General features: G+C 67.4%; 17 protein-coding genes and 1 pseudogene. 8 read left to right on the top strand and 10 right to left on the bottom strand.

From position 1 onward, the window contains the following. Positions 1–46 precede the first annotated feature (46 nt). Entirely contained in the window at positions 47–601 is a 555-nt protein-coding gene (locus tag G6N13_RS05490; protein WP_163695135.1) for a copper chaperone PCu(A)C domain-containing protein, read from the bottom strand. A 293-nt stretch (positions 602–894) separates the two neighbouring features. On the opposite strand from G6N13_RS05490, the gene carD reads away from it, so the two are divergent. Genes carD through rlmB form a run of 5 tightly spaced genes read left to right on the top strand, consistent with a single transcriptional unit; the run spans position 895 to position 4,928 of the window. Next, positions 895–1,383 (top strand): RNA polymerase-binding transcription factor CarD, encoded by a 489-nt coding sequence (carD, locus tag G6N13_RS05485; RefSeq protein ID WP_073856833.1) that lies wholly within the window; start codon positions 895–897, stop codon positions 1,381–1,383. A 5-nt stretch (positions 1,384–1,388) separates the two neighbouring features. Continuing rightward, on the top strand, positions 1,389–2,066 hold the full coding sequence (gene ispD / locus G6N13_RS05480; RefSeq protein WP_407663908.1) for a 2-C-methyl-D-erythritol 4-phosphate cytidylyltransferase: 678 nt from the start codon (positions 1,389–1,391) through the stop codon (positions 2,064–2,066). Then, positions 2,060–2,560 carry a 2-C-methyl-D-erythritol 2,4-cyclodiphosphate synthase gene (ispF, locus tag G6N13_RS05475; RefSeq protein ID WP_163695133.1) on the top strand — a complete coding sequence of 167 codons (501 nt, stop codon included), beginning with the start codon at positions 2,060–2,062 and terminating at the stop codon, positions 2,558–2,560. The genes ispD and ispF overlap by 7 nt, the downstream gene beginning before the upstream one ends. A 19-nt stretch (positions 2,561–2,579) precedes the next feature. After that, positions 2,580–3,986, top strand: coding sequence for a cysteine--tRNA ligase (gene cysS / locus G6N13_RS05470; protein WP_179965085.1), 1,407 nt, complete (start codon positions 2,580–2,582; stop codon positions 3,984–3,986). After that, positions 3,987–4,928, top strand: coding sequence for a 23S rRNA (guanosine(2251)-2'-O)-methyltransferase RlmB (gene rlmB / locus G6N13_RS05465; RefSeq protein WP_163695132.1), 942 nt, complete (start codon positions 3,987–3,989; stop codon positions 4,926–4,928). 240 nt (positions 4,929–5,168) lie between these two features. Here the strand turns inward: rlmB and G6N13_RS05460 are convergent, their stop codons facing one another. The 6 genes from G6N13_RS05460 to G6N13_RS05435 all read right to left on the bottom strand — a co-directional run bounded on the left by G6N13_RS05460 (position 5,169) and on the right by G6N13_RS05435 (position 10,816). After that, positions 5,169–6,404 carry an SLC13 family permease gene (locus tag G6N13_RS05460; protein ID WP_163701747.1) on the bottom strand — a complete coding sequence of 412 codons (1,236 nt, stop codon included), beginning with the start codon at positions 6,402–6,404 and terminating at the stop codon, positions 5,169–5,171. Positions 6,405–6,414: 10 nt separating this feature from the next. Beyond that, complete coding sequence (locus G6N13_RS05455; RefSeq protein ID WP_163695131.1) at positions 6,415–7,335, bottom strand: MBL fold metallo-hydrolase; 921 nt, start codon at positions 7,333–7,335, stop codon at positions 6,415–6,417. Beyond that, positions 7,335–8,093, bottom strand: coding sequence for a LamB/YcsF family protein (locus tag G6N13_RS05450; protein ID WP_163695130.1), 759 nt, complete (start codon positions 8,091–8,093; stop codon positions 7,335–7,337). Before G6N13_RS05450 ends, G6N13_RS05455 begins: the two co-directional genes overlap by 1 nt. A gap of 127 nt (positions 8,094–8,220) precedes the next feature. Beyond that, positions 8,221–9,087 carry a metal ABC transporter permease gene (locus G6N13_RS05445; protein WP_163695129.1) on the bottom strand — a complete coding sequence of 289 codons (867 nt, stop codon included), beginning with the start codon at positions 9,085–9,087 and terminating at the stop codon, positions 8,221–8,223. Next, positions 9,080–9,892 (bottom strand): metal ABC transporter ATP-binding protein, encoded by an 813-nt coding sequence (locus G6N13_RS05440; protein WP_163695128.1) that lies wholly within the window; start codon positions 9,890–9,892, stop codon positions 9,080–9,082. The genes G6N13_RS05445 and G6N13_RS05440 overlap by 8 nt, the downstream gene beginning before the upstream one ends. Positions 9,893–9,901: 9 nt before the next feature. Further along, entirely contained in the window at positions 9,902–10,816 is a 915-nt protein-coding gene (locus G6N13_RS05435; protein WP_407663907.1) for a metal ABC transporter solute-binding protein, Zn/Mn family, read from the bottom strand. 116 nt (positions 10,817–10,932) lie between these two features. On the opposite strand from G6N13_RS05435, the gene G6N13_RS05430 reads away from it, so the two are divergent. After that, positions 10,933–12,033, top strand: a complete 1,101-nt coding sequence (locus G6N13_RS05430; RefSeq protein WP_163695127.1) for an Rv3575c family transcriptional regulator — start codon at positions 10,933–10,935, stop codon at positions 12,031–12,033. Here G6N13_RS05430 and otsB read toward each other — a convergent pair. Both otsB and kstR read right to left on the bottom strand, forming a co-directional pair. Continuing rightward, positions 12,033–12,785: pseudogene (gene otsB, locus G6N13_RS05425) on the bottom strand (trehalose-phosphatase); the annotation flags it as partial. The gene G6N13_RS05430 and the pseudogene otsB sit on opposite strands and share 1 nt — an antisense overlap. A 6-nt stretch (positions 12,786–12,791) precedes the next feature. Next, complete coding sequence (gene kstR, locus G6N13_RS05420; protein ID WP_163695125.1) at positions 12,792–13,457, bottom strand: cholesterol catabolism transcriptional regulator KstR; 666 nt, start codon at positions 13,455–13,457, stop codon at positions 12,792–12,794. Between the two features lie 207 nt (positions 13,458–13,664). On the opposite strand from kstR, the gene G6N13_RS05415 reads away from it, so the two are divergent. Further along, positions 13,665–15,803 carry an acyl-CoA dehydrogenase family protein gene (locus G6N13_RS05415; RefSeq protein WP_163695124.1) on the top strand — a complete coding sequence of 713 codons (2,139 nt, stop codon included), beginning with the start codon at positions 13,665–13,667 and terminating at the stop codon, positions 15,801–15,803. 15 nt (positions 15,804–15,818) lie between these two features. On the opposite strand, the gene G6N13_RS05410 is transcribed toward G6N13_RS05415, so the two are convergent. Beyond that, positions 15,819–16,886: a ferredoxin--NADP reductase gene (locus G6N13_RS05410; RefSeq protein ID WP_163695123.1), complete on the bottom strand. Its 1,068-nt coding sequence runs from the start codon at positions 16,884–16,886 to the stop codon at positions 15,819–15,821. 146 nt (positions 16,887–17,032) lie between these two features. Between G6N13_RS05410 and hsaA the strand changes: the two genes are divergently transcribed. Next, positions 17,033–18,217 (top strand): 3-hydroxy-9,10-secoandrosta-1,3,5(10)-triene-9,17-dione monooxygenase oxygenase subunit, encoded by a 1,185-nt coding sequence (gene hsaA, locus G6N13_RS05405; protein WP_163695122.1) that lies wholly within the window; start codon positions 17,033–17,035, stop codon positions 18,215–18,217.

Genomic DNA, 18,217 nt, shown 5'->3' with positions numbered 1-18,217 from the left:
TACGACAGAACAGCGGACTAATCGGGTGAAACCGCCCGTGTCAGACCTAGTGATGGCCGCCGACGGGGTCGCCGTCCTGTCGGTCCGCGCCGCCTGCCGAGATCGGCACCGAGACGGTGGCCTGTCCGGCCTTGTCGAAGTTGAACGTGAAGTTGTACGTCAGCCCGTTCGTGATCGGCTGGGTGAGGGTGACTTCGGCCTTGGTCGGCTCGACGCTGCCCAGCGGGGTGGCCTCGGCCTGGCCGTCGGCGCTGCCGACGATCAGGGAGGTGCCGGCCGGGATCGAGGTGGCGCCGGTGACCGCGACCGTGCCGACGTCGGAGCTGACGCTGACCAGCTTGTCGTCGACGTCGGGGGAGATGTTTGCCGCCACGAAGATCAGTTCGACGGTGCGGCCCGGCTTGAGCGCGTCACCGGTTTGCACTGCCTGCAGGTGGACGTTGCGTAGGGCGATGTTGGCGATATTGGCAGTGGCGCCGTTGACAGCCGACTGCTGGTCGGCGGTCTGCGAGATCTGCCCCGCACCACAGCCCGTCAGAATCAGACCGCAGGCGGCCAGGCCAGCGGATGCGGCGACGAGGCGATTCGACAAGCGGTTCACAACAGCCTCCTGCTCGGCCTGTGTGGACGGCACAGTCGCGCCGCCGGGTTCGACTATGCACAGTAGTAGGTAGCGTCGCGCGGCGGTAGCTGAGGGTTGATGGTGTGGTGGCCGACGCCGTCGACGGCGGTCAAGGCGAGGTGTGCTGGGAGCCTGGCAGGGGCCGTGCGTTGCATGCTTTCGTCACCCTGTCAACCCCCTCTCTTCACCTGTGGTGCCCCTGACCTGCATCGTTGTTCCACGCGCTGTCGGCCCCCGTGCTAACATCGCAATGTGAAAGGGGCTTGAAACTGATGATTTTCAAGGTCGGAGACACCGTTGTTTATCCACACCACGGTGCTGCGTTAATTGAGGCGATCGAAACCCGGACCATCAAGGGCGAGCAGAGAGAGTATCTCGTCCTGAAGGTTTCGCAGGGAGATCTCACTGTTCGCGTTCCCGCTGATAACGCCGAATATGTCGGTGTTCGTGATGTGGTCGGGCAGGAAGGCTTGGACAAGGTGTTCCAGGTGCTCCGCGCCCCCCACACCGAAGAGCCGACCAACTGGTCGCGCCGCTACAAGGCCAATCTCGAGAAGCTGGCGTCCGGCGACGTCAACAAGGTCGCCGAGGTTGTTCGCGACCTGTGGCGCCGGGATCAGGAGCGCGGGCTGTCGGCAGGCGAGAAGCGCATGCTGGCCAAGGCTCGGCAGATTCTCGTCGGTGAGTTGGCCCTGGCCGAGAACACCGATGATGAGAAGGCCACGATCATTCTCGATGAGGCGCTCGCCGCCGCGTCCTGACTGCCCTGAGGGGTTCGGTGTCGGACACGGTCGCGGTCGTCACGGCCGCCGGTTCCGGTGAACGGCTCGGTGCGGGTATCCCGAAAGCATTCGTGGATCTCGGCGGCCGAACCATGCTCGAACGTGCTGTTGACGGATTGCTCGCATCCGGTGTCGTGGATCGCGTGGTCGTCGCCGCACCCGCTGATCGGGTAGATGAAACAAAACTGCTGCTCGACGGCCGTGCCACAGTTGTCGAGGGTGGTGCTGAACGCCCGGAAACCGTCCGCCGCGCACTCGATGCCATCGGCGATCCGGAATTCGTCCTCGTGCACGATGCTGCCCGGCCGCTGACACCGGTCGAACAGATTCAGCGGGTGGTCGCCGCACTGCGGGATGGCCTGCGCGCGGTCATCCCCGTCCTGCCGGTCACCGACACCGTTAAAGCCGTCGACGCCAACGGCGTCGTGCTCGGTACCCCCGAGCGATCCGGGCTGCGAGCGGTGCAGACCCCGCAAGGCTTCGAGACCGCGCTGCTGCGCCGCGCCTACGAACGATCCGGCGGCGCCACCGTGACAGACGACGCCTCCCTGGTGGAATACCTGGGCACCCCGGTGCACACGGTCCACGGCGACACTTTGGCCTTCAAGATCACCACCCCGCTGGACCTCCAGTTGGCTTTGGCCCTGCTGGGCGCGTGCTGATCCCGCGCGTCGGCCTGGGCACCGATGTCCATCCGATCGAGGCCGGGCGGCCGTGCTGGCTGCTGGGGCTGTTGTTCGACGGCGCCGACGGCTGCTCCGGACACTCCGATGGCGACGTCGCCGTCCACGCGCTGTGCGACGCGCTGCTCTCGGCGGCCGGTCTCGGTGATCTGGGGACTGTGTTCGGCGTCGACCAGCCGCAGTGGCGCGGTGTCACCGGCGCACAGATGCTGGCCCACGTCCGCGAGCTGCTCGCTGCCGCCGGCTACACCGTGGGTAATGCGACCGTTCAGGTGATCGCCAACCGCCCCAAGGTCGGCCCGCGTCGACAGGAGGCCCAGCGTGTGCTCACCGACCTGCTAGGCGCGCCGGTGTCGGTGTCCGCGACCACCACCGATGGCCTCGGGCTGACGGGCCGGGGCGAGGGAATGGCGGCGATTGCCACCGCCCTGGTCATCGCCGGATCGGCCTCGGCGCCAAATAACGCCGAATAGGCCGGTAGGCTGGCGCGTCGTGACCTCAAGCGGCCTGCGACTCCACGACACCTACAGCGGTGCCGTGCGGGAATTCGTACCGCTGCGTCCCGGCCACGCATCCATCTACCTGTGCGGGGCGACCGTTCAGGGTCTGCCGCATATCGGCCACGTCCGCAGTGGTGTGGCCTTCGACGTGCTGCGGCGCTGGCTGACGGCCAAGGGTTTCGACGTCGCCTTCATTCGCAATGTCACTGATATCGACGACAAGATCCTCACCAAGGCCGCCGACGCCGGCCGGCCGTGGTGGGAGTGGGCCGCCACCCACGAGCGGGCGTTCAGCGCGGCCTACGATGCGCTCGGTGTGCTGCCGCCGTCGGCCGAACCACGCGCGACGGGCCACATCACCCAGATCATCGACCTCATCGAACGCCTGATGGATACCGGCCACGCCTATACCGGAGCCGGTGACGTCTACTTCGACGTGATGAGCTTTACTGACTACGGCAAGCTCTCCGGGCACAAGATCGACGACGTGCACCAGGGTGAAGGTGCGGGTACCGGCAAGCGCGACCAGCGGGACTTCACTTTGTGGAAGGGCGCTAAGCCCGGTGAGCCGTCCTGGCCCACGCCCTGGGGGCGCGGGCGCCCGGGCTGGCATTCCGAATGCGTGGCAATGGCGCACGAATACCTCGGCGCTGAGTTTGACATCCACTGCGGTGGAATGGATTTGGTGTTCCCGCACCACGAGAACGAGATCGCCCAGGCACGTGCCGCCGGCGATGGGTTCGCGCAGTACTGGCTGCACAACGGCTGGGTCACCATGGGCGGCGAGAAGATGAGCAAGTCGCTGGGTAACGTTCTTTCGATACCTGCTGTGCTGCAACGAGTTCGGCCTGCAGAGCTGCGCTACTACCTGGGTAGCGCGCACTATCGGTCGATGCTCGAATTCTCCGAGACGGCACTGCAGGACGCGGTCAAGGCCTACACTGGTGTCGAGGAATTCCTGCACCGGGTGTGCACCCGCGTCGGCACTGTGGTGCCGGGCACCTGGACTGAGAAGTTCGCCGCCGCACTCAACGACGATCTGGCCGTCCCGGCCGCACTCGCCGAGGTGCACGTCGCCCGCGCCGACGGCAACCGGGCGCTGGACTCCGGTGACCACGAGACCGCGCTGGCCAAGGCACGCGACATCCGTTCCATGATGGGCATTCTCGGCTGCGACCCGCTCGACGAGCGTTGGGAATCCCGTGACGAGACGTCGGCCGCGCTGGGCGCGGTGGACGTCTTGGCGCGTGCGGAGCTGAACCGCCGCGACGAGGCTCGCCAGACTAGGGACTGGGCCCTGGCCGATGAAATCCGCGACCGGCTCAAGGAAGCCGGTATCGAGGTCACCGACACCGCCGACGGACCGCAGTGGGCGCTACGCGACGAAGGCAGTAAATAAATGGCTGGAAACTCCAAGCGCCGTGGTGCAGTTCGCAAAGAAGGCACCAAGAAGGGCCCGACCGTCGGCTCGGGTGGTCAGCGCAGGAGGGGCGTGGAAGGACGTGGCGCCACCCCGGCGGCGCACTTGAGGACCGGTCATCCGGCGGCCAGGCGTGCCGCCGCCGCTGCCAAGCACACGCGCAAACCGAGCAAGCCCACCGACGAGACCGAAATGGTGCTCGGCCGCAACCCCGTGCTGGAGTGCCTGCGCGCGCATGCCCCCGCGACGGCGTTGTACGTGGTGCTCGGTGCCGAAGCCGACGAGCGGATGACCGAATCGGTCACGCTCGCCGCCGATCGCGGCATCGCGATTCTCGAGGTGCCGCGCACGGATCTGGACCGGTTGAGCGCCAACGGTTTACATCAGGGCATCGCCTTGCAGGTGCCGCCGTACGACTACGCCCACCCCGATGATCTGCTGGCGTCGGCCACCTCCGATATCGAGCCGGCGCTGCTGGTCGCGTTGGATAACATCACCGATCCACGTAACCTGGGCGCGATCATCCGGTCGGTGGCCGCATTCGCCGGTCACGGTGTACTGATCCCGCAGCGGCGCTCGGCGTCGGTGACGGCCGTGGCGTGGCGCACCAGTGCCGGTGCGGCCGCCCGCGTTCGCGTGGCACGGGCGACAAACCTCAATCGCACGCTCAAGGAATGGCGCGACGCCGGTCTGCAGGTCGTCGGGCTCGATGCCCAGGGCGATACGACGATCGACGAATTCGACGCGTCCGGCCCGCTGGTGGTCGTCGTCGGCTCAGAAGGCAAGGGACTATCTCGACTGGTGCGGCAGAATTGCGATGCGGTGCTGTCGATCCCGATGGCCGGACCGACCGAATCGCTGAATGCGTCGGTGGCCGCCGGTGTCGTGCTGGCCGAGGTGGCCCGCCAGCGCCGCCGCTAGACATCGAGCGGGTGAACACTCATCGGCCTGATGCGATGTCGACCGCTGAACTGCCAATCTGGTAGAAGTGCGCCCACTTTCGATCTGCAGGCGCATCGCGGTGGCCGGGGAGAGACCATGCGGGAGTCGCTTCGAACTTTCGCCGAGGCGCTTGACCTCGGCAAGCTGGTGTTCGTAGCAAGTTAGGCCGCCGCCTCGGACGGCAGGAAGACCTGCCGAGGCCACCTTGGGTGGCCGCGACTACACCCCGATCAGCTGTACCCCGGCCCATAACGCCAGCACGGCAATCACCAGGCAGGCGGGGACTGTCAGCGCACCCAGCCAAGTGAACTCGCGCACAGTGGTCGGTTCATCGTGATCGCGTAACACCTTGCGCCACAACAGGTTGGACAGTGACCCGACGTAGGTCAGGTTGGGCCCGATATTCACCCCGATCAACACTGCCAGCACTGCGGCCGGTCCGCTGCCGGCCACCAGCGGCAGCAGTACCAGGACGGCGGGTAGGTTGTTGACGACGTTGGACAGCAGTGCGGCCAGCACCGCGATCCCGAGCAGCGCGGCCAGCCCGCCACCCGTGGGTAGCAGGTCGGCGGCACAGTGGTCGAGGCCGTTGACCATCACCGCTTTCACCACCACCGCGAGCGCTAGCACGAACAGCAGAAACGGCAGGTGCACGGAGCGGGTGATTCCGCCAATCGTGCTGCGCCGCTGGACCAGTGACCACACACCGAGCACAACCGCACCGGCCAATGCTGCCCACGCAGGTGATAGCCCAAGCAATGACGTCACCGCGAATCCGACCAGGGTCAGGCCCAGTACGACGAGTACGAACACAGGCTTCGCCGGCGCCAGCGGCGGGGCTTCGGCCCGCACCACGGCCAGATCACGCCGAAAAACCAACCGCAGCACCACGTGTTCCACCGTGATCGCCGCCACCCACGGCGCGATCATCAAGGCGCTGAACCGGGTGAACGACAGTCCGGCGGTGCTGAACGCCAGCAGATTGGTCAGGTTGGACACCGGCAGTAGCAGCGAGGCCGAGTTGGACAGATGCGCGGTGGCGTACAGGTGTGGCCGAGCCGGAACCCGCATCGTTCGGACGGTCGCCAGCACCACCGGGGTCAACAGGACGACAGTGGCGTCCAGGCTCAGGATCGCCGTCGTCGCCGCGGCCATCAGGAATACCTGGCCGAGTAACCGCCGCGGTGTACCGCGGCTGCCACGGGCCATCCAGGTGCCTGCGGCCTGGAACAGTCCCTGGTCATCGCACAGTTTGGCCAGCACCAGCACCGCGGCCAGAAACCCGACCACCGGGAGCATCCGGGTCACTTCGGCGGTCGCATCCGAGGTGGATACCGCGCCGACGGCGATCACCACGGCGGCCGCCGGGACCGCGACCACCGCCTCCGACCAGCCCGCCGGGCGGACGATCGCAAACACCAGCACGACCCCAAGCGCGACCAGGGCGATGATCAGCAGGACGTGATCAGATCCACGGGTCGGCGCGTTGCCACACCGTCGGCATGTGCAGGCTCACCCCGTCACGTTCGGCGAGCCTCGACAACACGCGCATCGACACGTCGAGATCATCAACCGCGTACGGCAGCGCAATCATCGGTTCGGTGAGTGGCCGGAAGAAGTCGTCCCAGTGGATGAGCACCACCCGGCGAGCGCCGACGGCGGTCACCGTCTGCTCCCAGTATTGCTCGATGTAGTCCTGCGGTTGTACGCCGACCTGGCCGACACCCAGGTAGGCGATGTCGGCGCGGCGGCCGTCGAGGGCGCCGGGCAGGAAGCCGGCACTGCCCTGGATCAGCAGCCGCCGATCGCTCGGGGTGTGGTAGATCAGCGTCGACCAGGCCTCGCCGCAGCGAAATGCGGAGGCTCTCGCCGGCGGTATGACCGGTGCGGTAATCGCCCCGGGGAACCGGTCCGGGGGACAGTGATGGGATTCGATCAGGGTCACGGCGAACGGGCCAAGGGTCAGTTCCTCGCCCGGGGTCGCGACGACGATCTGATCGGTTGAAAGGCCATGTCCGCGAGCGATATTGGCGGCGGACTCGCCGCCGATCAGCCGGGCGCCGGTGCGTTCGGCGACGAGCGCGGAGTCCATCGCATGGTCGAAATGGGTGTGCACGGGTAGGACTGCGGCCAGGCGGTGGATGCCGGCCCGGTTCAGGCAGTGGTCGATGCGCGCGTTGGACGGGGTGAGCCGGCGCAGGCCGACGTCGAGCAGTGTCGGGCGGGAAAAGAAGCCGTCAGTCAGCAACGCTGAGGTGCCGTCGTCGACCAGCAGTGTCGACACCCCCAGCCAGGTGATCGACAGTGCGGCGTCAGGGTCGGCGTCTGACAGGTCGAAACGGTCGCGGTGGTTGGCGATATCGGGCCGGCCGAGTTTGAGTCGCATCAGACGAATGCCACCAACTCGGCACTGTCGCGCAGCAAGCGATCGCGGACCGCGCCGGCGATCGTCACCGCGCCGGGCGAATCTCCGTGTACACAAATCGATTCCGCGTGCACGTCAATGCTGGATCCGTCGACGGCCTGCACCTGGCCGGTGCGTACCATGTGGGCCACCCGCTCGGCGATCTGTTCGGGGTCATCTAGTACCGCACCCTCTTCGCGACGGGATACCAGCGTGCCGTCGGGGCGGTAGGCCCGATCGGCGAATGCTTCGGCGACGGTGCGTAATCCGAGCCGCTGGGCCTCCTCGAAGAACACCGAACCGGCCAGATTCAGCACCGGCAGGCCGGGGTCGACGGCGCGCACCGCCTCGGCGACGGCGCGGGCCTGGTCGCGGTGAGTGACGATCGTGTTGTACAGCGCGCCATGGGGTTTGACGTAGCCGACAGTGGATCCGGCTGCGTGGGCAAGGGCCTGTAACGCACCGATCTGGTAGATCACCTCGGCCGTCAGCTCGGCTGGTGCGACGTCGATGAAGCGGCGGCCGAACCCGGCGAGATCGCGGTAGCTCACCTGGGCGCCGATGCGCACACCGCGCTCGGCGGCGGCTCGTGCGGTGCGCAGCATTCCGGCCGGATCGCCGGCGTGAAAACCGCAGGCCAGGTTGGCGCTGGTGACGATGTCGAGCATGGCGGCGTCATCACCGAGTTCCCACACCCCGAAGCCTTCGCCCAGGTCGGCGTTCACGTCCACGGATGTCACGCGCCTAGCTTAGGCCATTTGACCGATGCGGCCGAGGGACGAGGCGCAGGAGGAGCGAGCGAATGTGCGTAGGCGAGTCGACCGATGCGGCCGAGGGACGAGGCGGAGGAGGAGCGAGCGAATGTGGTCAGGCCGCGGCGGGGTCAACCCGGCGCCGGCTGACGGCCCAACACACCAGATAGATCACGAACGAGATCGTCGTGACGAACACCGACACCGGCACGCCGGGCGCCAGCGACAGCACGATGCCGAGCACCGCGGACAGCTCGGCGAATACCACCGATGCCGCGATCACCGCGGCGGGCGAGCTGAACACCCGGGCTGCCGCCGCAGCCGGCGTGATGAGCAGCGACATCACCAGCAGAGCCCCGACGATCTGCACGCCTTGGGCGGCCACGATGCCGACCAGCGCCGCGAACACGATGCCCAGTGCCCGCACCGGGACACCGCGTGCGGCAGCCACTTCCGGGTCGGCGGTGGCGAACAGCAGCGGTCGATAGCTGATGGCCAGCACACCGGTCACCAACACCGTCACCGCCACGAGCAGCGCCAGCCCGGAGTAGCCAACCCCGACGATCTGACCCGTCAGCAGGGCGAAGCTGGTGCCGGCGCGGCCGGGATACAGGTGGATGAACAGCACGGCCAGTCCCAGCCCGAACGCCAGCACCACACCGATCGCCGAGTCACGCTCACGGGCCCGCTGGCCCAGAATGCCGAACAGGATTGCCGCCAGCGCGCTGCCGACCAGTCCGCCGAGCCCGACGTTGAACCCGGCCAGCAGCGCGAACGCCGCGCCGGTCAGTGACAGCTCGCTGGAACCGTGGACGGCGAACGACATCTGACGCATCACGATGAACGGCCCGATCAGACCGGCCACCAGCGCCAGCAGTGCAGCCGCGAGCAGGGCCTGTTGGACGAACCCCCGCCCCAGTAGGTCCGCGGTGATGTCGAACGAGAACAGGTGAGCGAGCAGGTCGGAGAATCGGTCATTCATGGGTGTGCCCGTGGGTGTGGCCGGAGTGGTCGAGGTGCTCGCCGACCACGACGTAGCGATCGCCGACCTGCACCACCTGGATATCGGCCTGGTAGAGCTCCGAGAGGGTCTGCGAGGTCATCACCTCGGCGACGGTGCCGATCCGGAACCGCCCGTCGACCAGGTAGAGCACCCGGTCGACGTAGGGCACCACCGGATTGATCTCGTGCGTCACGAACATCACCGCCGTGCCGGTCTGGCGGCGGCGGTCGATCAACTGGGCGACCAGCCTGGCGCTGGCAGGGTCGAGGTTGAGCAGCGGCTCGTCGCACAGCAGTAGCGACGGATCGCTGGCCAGTGCCTGGGCGATGCGCACCCGCTGCAATTCGCCGCCGGACATCACCCCGACCGGGACCTTGGCCAGTTTGGTGGCCCGCACCTGATCCAACGCCTGCTCGACGATCTCGCGGCGGCGATGGCGTTCCTTCCGGCTTCGCGGTGCGATACCCCAGTGGTGGCCGTCCATGCCGAGGCGCACGAGGTCGCGACCGAGCAGGCTCAGCCCACGGTCGACCGATCGGTGCTGTGGAACGTAGCCGATCCGCTCGCTGCCCGCTTCGATCGGGTGCCCCTCGATCGTGGCCGTGCCCGCCGTCAGCGGCAGCTGGCCGAGCAGCACCTTGAACAACGATGTCTTGCCGGTGCCGTTGGGACCGAGGATGGCGATGAACTCACCGGGGGCCACCGTCACATCGAGGTGATCCCACAGGACCCGGTCCCCGAAGGCCAGCCGGGCACCCGATAAGCAGACGGTCTCGGCACCCACGAGCAGTGATTATCGGTTCTGCTGGAGCGCGGCGCTCAACCGGTCGGCAGTATCGCGCTGCCAGGCCAGGTAGTCCTTGCCGTCGGGCAGGGTCTCGGTGACGCCGACGACCGGGACTCCGGCGCTCTGAGCGGCCGCCTGGACCTGCTTGGTCACCTCGGTGACCGTCTGCTCGTTGAACACCACCGCGGCGACCTGACGGCCCTTGATGAGGTCCAGCATGGCGGCCACGTCGACGGGGGCGGGGTCGGTGTCTTGTTCGACGGCGCTGGCAAACCCCGACGGTGTCTTATCGGTCAGGCCGGCCGCCACCAGCAGGTAGTGGGCGACGGGTTCGGTGGCGACGACGGCCGCGCCGGGATGGCTGGTGCGGATGGCCGTCTCGGTCTGGGCGATGGCGTCGACGTTGCGGTCGAAGGTCTCGGCGTTGGTCGTGTAATCGGTGGCGTGCGCAGGGTCGTCCTGGGCCAGCTTGTCGGCGATCTTGGCGGCCACCGCCTTGGCGGTGGCCAGGTCGTAGAAGACGTGCTCGTTGGCCGGCTGCGTTTCACCGGGGGGAGCCTGGAGCAGCGAGAAGGCGTCGATTGAGGCCACGCCCTTGTGGCTGGCCAACACGTCATCGACCCAGTGGTCGTAACCGCCGCCGTTGTAGACGACCAGCGACGCGTCGGCGATGGCCGCCGCGTTCGCGGGGCTGGCCTCGAACGAGTGCGGATCGGCTGAGGAGCTGGTGATGATCGAGGTCACCTTGGCGTGGTCACCGGCGACGGCTTGCGCGACGCTGCCCCACACATCGGTGGAGGCCACCACGGTCGGGGTTTGGCTCTGTGCACCACGTGCGGACTTGTCGCCGCCGCCGCAGGCGGTCAGCCCCGCCGTCAGCGCTAGTACCGACACACCCATGACCGCCCGGATCGCAGCAATGCGCACGATCGCTCCTTCCCAACTGAGGTGACCCTAATACAAATGAAAACCGTTTCCAATAACTCTAGGGCATCGGTACCGGTCGAACGCAAGTCCATGCGCTAGCCTCACGGAGCATGTCCCGAAGTCCCGCGCCGCGGCGGCGCGCGACGTTGGCCTCATTGGCCGCCGAGCTGAAGGTTTCGCGGACCACGATCTCCAACGCCTACAACCGCCCCGACCAGTTGTCGGCCGATTTGCGGGAGCGCGTGCTGGCCACCGCCAAGCGGCTGGGGTATGCCGGCCCCGACCCGGTGGCCCGCTCGCTGCGCACGCGTAGGGCCGGTGCCGTCGGGCTGGTGATCACCGAGCCCTTGACGTACGCGTTCAGTGATCCAGCCGCGCTGAATTTCGTTGCCGGACTTGCCGAATCGTGCGAAGAAGTCGGGCAGGGCCTGTTGCTGGTGGCGGTCGGACCGGACCGGAGCCTGCCGGACGGCACGAGCGCAGTTCTGGGTGCGGGCGTCGACGGATTCGTGGTGTACGCCGCGGCCGAGGACGACCCATATTTGCAGACGGTGCTGCAACGCCACGTGCCGGTCGTGGTGGTCGACCAACCCGCGGACGTGCCTGGCGCATCGCGGGTCTGCATCGACGACCGCGCCGCCACAAGGGAACTCGCCGATTACGTCATCGGGCTGGGGCACCAGGAGATCGGTTTGCTGACCATGCGTCTGGGTGCCGAGCGGTGTGCCGGCGGTCAGACCGCCGGGGTGGTGAGCGCAGAACGGTTGCAAAGCTCGAACTTTCACGCCCAGACTCAGCGGATCGCCGGTGTGCGCGATGCGATGGCCAGCGCCGGGCTGAATCCGGAGACCCTCACCATCGTCGAGAGCCACGAACACCGGCCGGCCTCCGGAGCGGTGGCAGCCGAGCTGGCGCTACAGACCAACCCGCGCATCACCGCGTTGATGTGCACGGCCGATGTGCTGGCGATTTCAGCGATGGATTATCTACGCGCGCATGGTATTTACGTGCCGGGCCAGATGACGGTCACCGGATTCGACGGGATTCCCGAGGCCCTGAGCCGGGGTTTGACGACGGTGTCCCAGCCCAGCCTGGAGAAGGGCAAACGGGCCGGCCGGCTGCTGCACAACCCACCGCGGGACGGCCTGCCGGTCATCGATGTGCTGCCCACCGAACTGGTGCGCGGCCGGACGGCGGGGCCGCCGGCTTAACGACGGGCGTGCAGCAGTACCGACAGCGCGGTGGCAACGTCGTCGGGGGAGTCGACGCGATAGCGGGCAAGGGTCTGGCCCGGCCCGACCTTCACGCCGATATCGTCCTCGGCCAGCCGGGCGAATGCCTTCTCGTCGGTGACATCGTCGCCGAAGAACACCACCGCGCTCGCGTCACTCGATTCGCGTAAGCGGTCCAGCGCCTCGCCCTTGTCGGTGTCGATGACCGCAAATTCGCGGACCGCCTTACCTTCGGTCACATGAATATCAAAGTCCTGCACCGCATTCAGCGCATCATCGAGGGCCCGTTGGGCATGCTCGGGGGCGGCGTTGCGGACGTGAAAGGCCACACTGATCGGTTTGATCTCGACCGTCGAGCCCGGGTAGCGCTCGGTGAGTGCGGTCATCGTCTGTTCGAGCCTGGCCAGAAGCGCCTTGGCCGGCTCGTCGATCGCATCCAGGAAGCCGGCATCGAACTCCGAGCCGTGGCTGCCCACCAGGTGCACATCGGCCGGTGCGCCGGATAGCGCCCGCAGGTCGCGCAGCGCCCGCCCCGAGATCAACGCGGCATCGGTGAACGGCAGGGTGGCCAACGCAGCCAAAGCCGCTGCGGCGGCCGGAATGGGCGCGGCGTCGGCTGGATTGGACACGATCGGTGCGATGGTGCCGTCGAAATCGGAGGCCACCAGCAGTCGCGGGACGCGGGCGACGGCGGTCAGCGCACGGTGAAGATCGTCTCCGGAGACGGCCACGGGGTCCTAAGACTCGCCGTCGTCGCCGATCAGCAGGCGCACCGCAAGATCGAGTCGTTTGCTGACATCGGTCGCCGAGGCGCGCCGCGTCAGCCAGGCCAGCAGGTTGGACAGCCACACATCGGAGATGACCCGGGCGATGTGGTACTGGTCCTCGGTCGGCTCGCCGTCGCTCATGGCCCTGGCGAACATGCTGTCGATGATCTTCTCGACGTGATCAACCTCACCGGCCGCCGACGCGTCGGCGAACACGTAGGCCCGCGTCATCGCCTCGGTCAGCAGCGGGTTGCGCTGCATGGCCCGGTTCAGCTTGCTGACCATGAGGCTCAATCGATGGAAGGGCGAGCCGCCGGAAACCACTGACCGGTCGGTCTTGGAGTCGATGCGTTCGAACTCCCGCGCCAGCGCCGAAACCAGCAGGTGGACCTTCGACGGGAAGTAGCGGTAGAGAGTGCCGACGGCCACATCGGCACGATCGGCCACCGCACGCATCTGAACGGCCTCGTAGCCACCCTTGGAGGCGATCGCCATGGTCGCGTCCAGAATGCGCTTGCGGCGCTCACGCTGGGCTTCTGAGCCGAGTTCTGATTCGGCCAGAACTGACACCGGTAGCACGTCGCGTGGCTGTGAACCCGCGCCGCCGGCCGACGATTTCTGCGCTGGCGATGACATGGGTTCGGTCAGCTCCTTCCAAGGGCAGTTTCTGGAGGACGATACGCACCGCTAGACCTGTTCGCGTACCCCTGCCTCCCCTAGGACAGCCGCGTGTCCTGCTGCGATGCCAGTCGACTTGACTGGTTATCGCTGGCACTATTAGAACACGTTCTAGTGGGCCCAGAAGATTTTTCGCCCCGTTCTTCGTCACCATAGGAGCCGACGGTGTCTGCCACCATCACCGATGAACAGTTTGCCGCCCGCGAGCTGGTCCACAGCTGGGCCGCGTCGTGTGGCGCACTTGCCGCCGTGCGCGACGTCGAACAGGGCGCGCCGGATGCCTGGCGCCCGGTGTATCGCGGCCTCGCTGAGCTGGGACTGTTCGGGGTCGCGGTATCCGAGGACGCCGGCGGTGCCGGCGGATCGGTGCAGGACCTGTGCGCCATGGTCGAGGAGGCAGCGCGGGCGCTGATCCCGGGGCCGGTCGCGACGACGGCGGTGGCGACGCTGGTCGTCACTGATGCTGAGCTGCTCCAAGCGCTGGCTGCGGGGGAGGCGACGGCGGGGCTGGCCCTGTCCGCGAGCCTGACGCGCGACGGTGACCGGGTCTCGGGCACCGCCGACTATGTTCTCGGCGCGGATACCTCCGGCGTGCTGCTGCTGCCGGTGGGCGATGAGGTCGTCGTGGTCGACGCCGCCGCCGACGGCGTCACTGTCGAGCTGCTGTCGGCCACCGACTTCTCCCGCCCGCTGGCCACGGTGACACTGAGCTCCGCCCCGGCCGCCACACTCGCGGTGTCGCGGCGCCGCTTCGAAGACCTCACCGCCACCGTGCTGGCCGCCGAAACCGCCGGCGTGGCCCGCTGGACGCTGGACACCGCCGTCGACTACGCGAAGGTGCGCGAGCAGTTCGGCAAGCCGATCGGCAGCTTCCAGGCCATCAAGCACATGTGCGCCGAAATGCTGCTGCGCTCGCAGCAGGCCGCCGTCGCCGCCTCTGATGCGGCCGTCGCCGCCTCTGTCGATATCGCCGGCCCAGCGGCTCCGGAAGGCGACGGCGAACAGCAGCTCGCCGTCGCTGCGGCCATCGCCGCGGCCATCGGCATCGAGTCGGCTCAGGTCAACGCCAAGGACGCCATCCAGGTGCTCGGCGGTATCGGCATCACCTGGGAACACGATGCCCATCTCTTCCTGCGCCGCGCCTACAGCATCGGCCAGATCCTGGGTGGCCGGCCGCTTTGGCTGCGCCGAGTCGCCGCGCTGACGCTGGACGGCGTTCGTCGCGAGCTGCACATCGACCTGGATTCCGTCGCGCACCTGCAGCCCGAAATCGCCGCTGCCGCAGCCGAAGTCGCCGCGCTACCGCCCGATCAGCGGCAGCCCGCGCTGGCCGATACCGGCTTGCTCGCGCCGCACTGGCCCAAGCCCTACGGGCGCGAGGCCTCACCGGCCGAGCAACTGCTCATCGATTCCGAGCTGGCCAGGTTCGACGTTCAGCGCCCCGATCTGGTGATCGGCTGGTGGGCGGTGCCGACGATCCTCGAGGGCGGCACGCCGGAACAGATCGAACGCTTCGTGCCGGCCACGCTGCGCGGCGACATCATCTGGTGCCAGCTGTTTTCCGAGCCCGGCGCCGGATCGGATCTGGCCGCCCTGCGCACCAAAGCCGTTCGCGCCGAGGGCGGTTGGAAGCTCACCGGTCAGAAGGTATGGACGTCGGCGGCGCAGAAGGCGCACTGGGGTGTGTGCCTGGCCCGTACTGACCCCGACGCGCCGAAGCATAAAGGCATCACGTACTTCCTGATCGACATGCGCTCGCCCGGCCTGCTGGTCCGGCCGCTGCGCGAGATCACCGGCGACGAGCTGTTCAACGAAGTGTTCTTCGACGACGTCTTCGTGCCCGACGATATGGTGGTCGGCACCGTCAACGATGGCTGGCGGCTGGCGCGGACCACCCTGGCCAACGAGCGTGTCGCGATGGCGCAGGGCACCGCGTTGGGCAATCCGGTGGAGGAGATGCTCGAAGCGGTCGCGGCGCGCGGTGATCTCGACACTGCGCTGGCCGACCAGGCAGCCAAGCTGATCCTGTCCGCACAGGCGGGTGCACTGCTCGATCAGAGGATCGCGCAGCTGGCTGTCGGGGGACACGACACCAGTGCGGAAGCCAGCGCGCGCAAGCTGATTGGCGTGCGGCACCGGCAGGCGCTGGCCGAGTTCCGTCAAGAGCTGTCCGAATCGGGCGGGCTCACCATTGACGGATACGTGCACGACTTCCTCAACACCCGGTGCCTGACCATCGCGGGCGGCACCGAGCAGATCCTGCTCACGCTGGCCGGCGAGCGGCTGCTGGGCCTGCCGCGGTAGCACTCGCGCGCCGGTCTATTCGTCGTAGGTGACTTCGACCGAATCGGACTTCGGCCGGGCCTGGCACGACAGGATCAGCCCCTCGTCGATATCGCTGGGCTCGAGGACGTCGTTGATGTCCATCTCGACCTCGCCGCTGCGCTTGACCACCGCGCAGGCGCCGCAGTGCCCCTCGCGGCAGGAGAATGGGACGTCGAGTCCCTTGTCGAGCAGGACGTCGAGCAATGTGGCGCTGCGCGGCCAGGACACGGTGTGGGACTGCCCGTCGAGTTCGATGACGGCGGTGGCGGGCGGCTCGTCGCCGTCGTCCTCGATCTTCACCATCGCGAACGGATCGGTGTCCAGCGAGCGAAACACCTCGATATGCACCTGCTTGGCGGGGACGTTCAACGCCCCCAACGCTTCCTCGGCGGCTTTCATGAACGGGCCGGGTCCGCAGATGAACGCCTGCCGGTCGGTGTAGGGGGCCATCAGCTGACTCAGGGCCGGCACGCTCGGCAGGCCCTGCACGGACTCCAGCCAGTGCACGACCGTCAGCCGGTCCGGGTACGTGGCCGTCAGGTCGCGCAGTGTGCTGCCGAAGATCACCGAACGCTCGTCGCGGTTGGCATAAAGCAGCGTGACCTGACCACTGCCCTGCGACAGCGCCGACTTGCAGATGGCCAGCATCGGGGTGATGCCGCTGCCCGCGGCGATGAGCAGGAAGTCGGCGTCCAGGGTTTTGGGCACGAACGTGCCGGATGGCGCCAGGACGTGCATCCTCATGCCTTTGTGGGCGTGGTCGCACAGCCAGTTCGACGCGTAGCCGTCGACGGTGCGTTTGATCGTGACGGTCAGGGCGTCATCGGTGAACGGTGAGCTGCACAGCGAGTAGCAGCGCGCCACCGAGCCGGTCCGGTCGCTAGGGATGCGCAACGTCAGGAACTGACCGGGCGCGTAGCGCAGGCGGTCGGCCGGGATGTCCGCGCCGGTGGGCACGCCGAACACCAGCGACCGCGAGTCGTCGGTCTCCTCGACAACGTCGGTGACTTCCAATTCGAGCACGTGGCTACCCAGTGGCTCGTCGGGTGGAACCTGCGTCACGTCGCTTAGCCTTCCCTCCAGCCCAACTAGAACAGGTTATAGAAACTGGTTTACATACCGCTACCAGCCGCGGGTTCGCGCTGCTCGACACGAATCGTAACGTGTTCTAGTCTTGGTCGGAGTAACGCACTTCCGGGAGGCATGCAGTGACATCTATTCAACAGCGTGACGCGGAGTCGGTCCTCAGCGGCATCGATGAACTGCTGTCAAAGCTGCGCGAGCGCGCTCAGGAGACCGAAGACCTGCGTCGCATCCCCGATGCCACGATCGCCGAACTCGACGAGGTCGGCTTCTTCAAGCTGCTCCAGCCCGAGCAGTGGGGCGGCCTGCAGAGCGACCCGACGGCGTTCTACGAGGCCGTGCGCCGCCTGGCCAGCGCCTGCGGTTCGACCGGCTGGGTCGCCGGCATTCTCGGCGTGCACAACTGGCACCTGGCGCACTTCGATCAGCAGGCCCAGGAAGATGTCTGGAGCGCGGACCCGACCGTGCGGATCTCCTCGTCGTACGCCCCGATGGGCGCGGGCGTGGTCACTGATGGCGGCTACCTGGTCAGCGGTGCCTGGCATTGGTCGTCGGGCTGCGATCACGCCTCCTGGACCTTCGTCGGTGGCCCGGTCATCAAGGACGGCCGGCCAGTGGACTTCGGCAGCTTTCTGGTCCCGATCAGCGACTACCGCATTGAGGACGACTGGCACGTGGTCGGGCTCAAGGGCACCGGCTCCAACACGCTGGTGATGAAGGACGTGTTCGTGCCGCGGCACCGGTTCACCTCCTTCAAGGCGATGGGCGATCTGAGCTCTCCCGGGCTGCGGACGAATACCGCGCCGGTGTACAAGATGCCGTGGGGCACCATGCATCCCACGACCATCTCGACGCCGATCGTGGGCATGGCCTACGGTGCCTATGACGCTCACGTCGAGCACCAGGGCAAGCGGGTGCGCGCCGCCTACGCCGGTGAGAAGGCCAAGGACGATCCGTTTGCCAAGGTCCGCATCGCCGAGGCGTCCAGCGACATCGACGCGGCCTGGGGCCAGCTGTCGGGCAACCTGGCCACCGAATACAAGCTGCTGCTGGCCGGCGAAGACATTCCGCTGGAGCTGCGGGCCAAGGCTCGCCGTGATCAGGTGCGCGCCACCCAGCGCGCGATCGCGGCCATTGACCGGCTCTTCGAGAGCGCAGGAGCCACTGCCCTGGGCACCGATACACCGCTGCAACGCTTCTGGCGTGACGCGCACGCCGGCCGGGTGCACGCCGCCAATGATGCCGAGCGCGCCTACGTGATGTTCGGTAATCAGGCATTCGGGCTCCCAATCGGCGACACGATGGTGTAA

The organism is Mycolicibacterium sarraceniae (genome assembly GCF_010731875.1).
GTDB classification, from domain to species: domain Bacteria; phylum Actinomycetota; class Actinomycetes; order Mycobacteriales; family Mycobacteriaceae; genus Mycobacterium; species Mycobacterium sarraceniae.
Note: the sequence above shows the minus strand (reverse complement) of the source record. Positions and strands in the feature narration are given on the sequence as shown.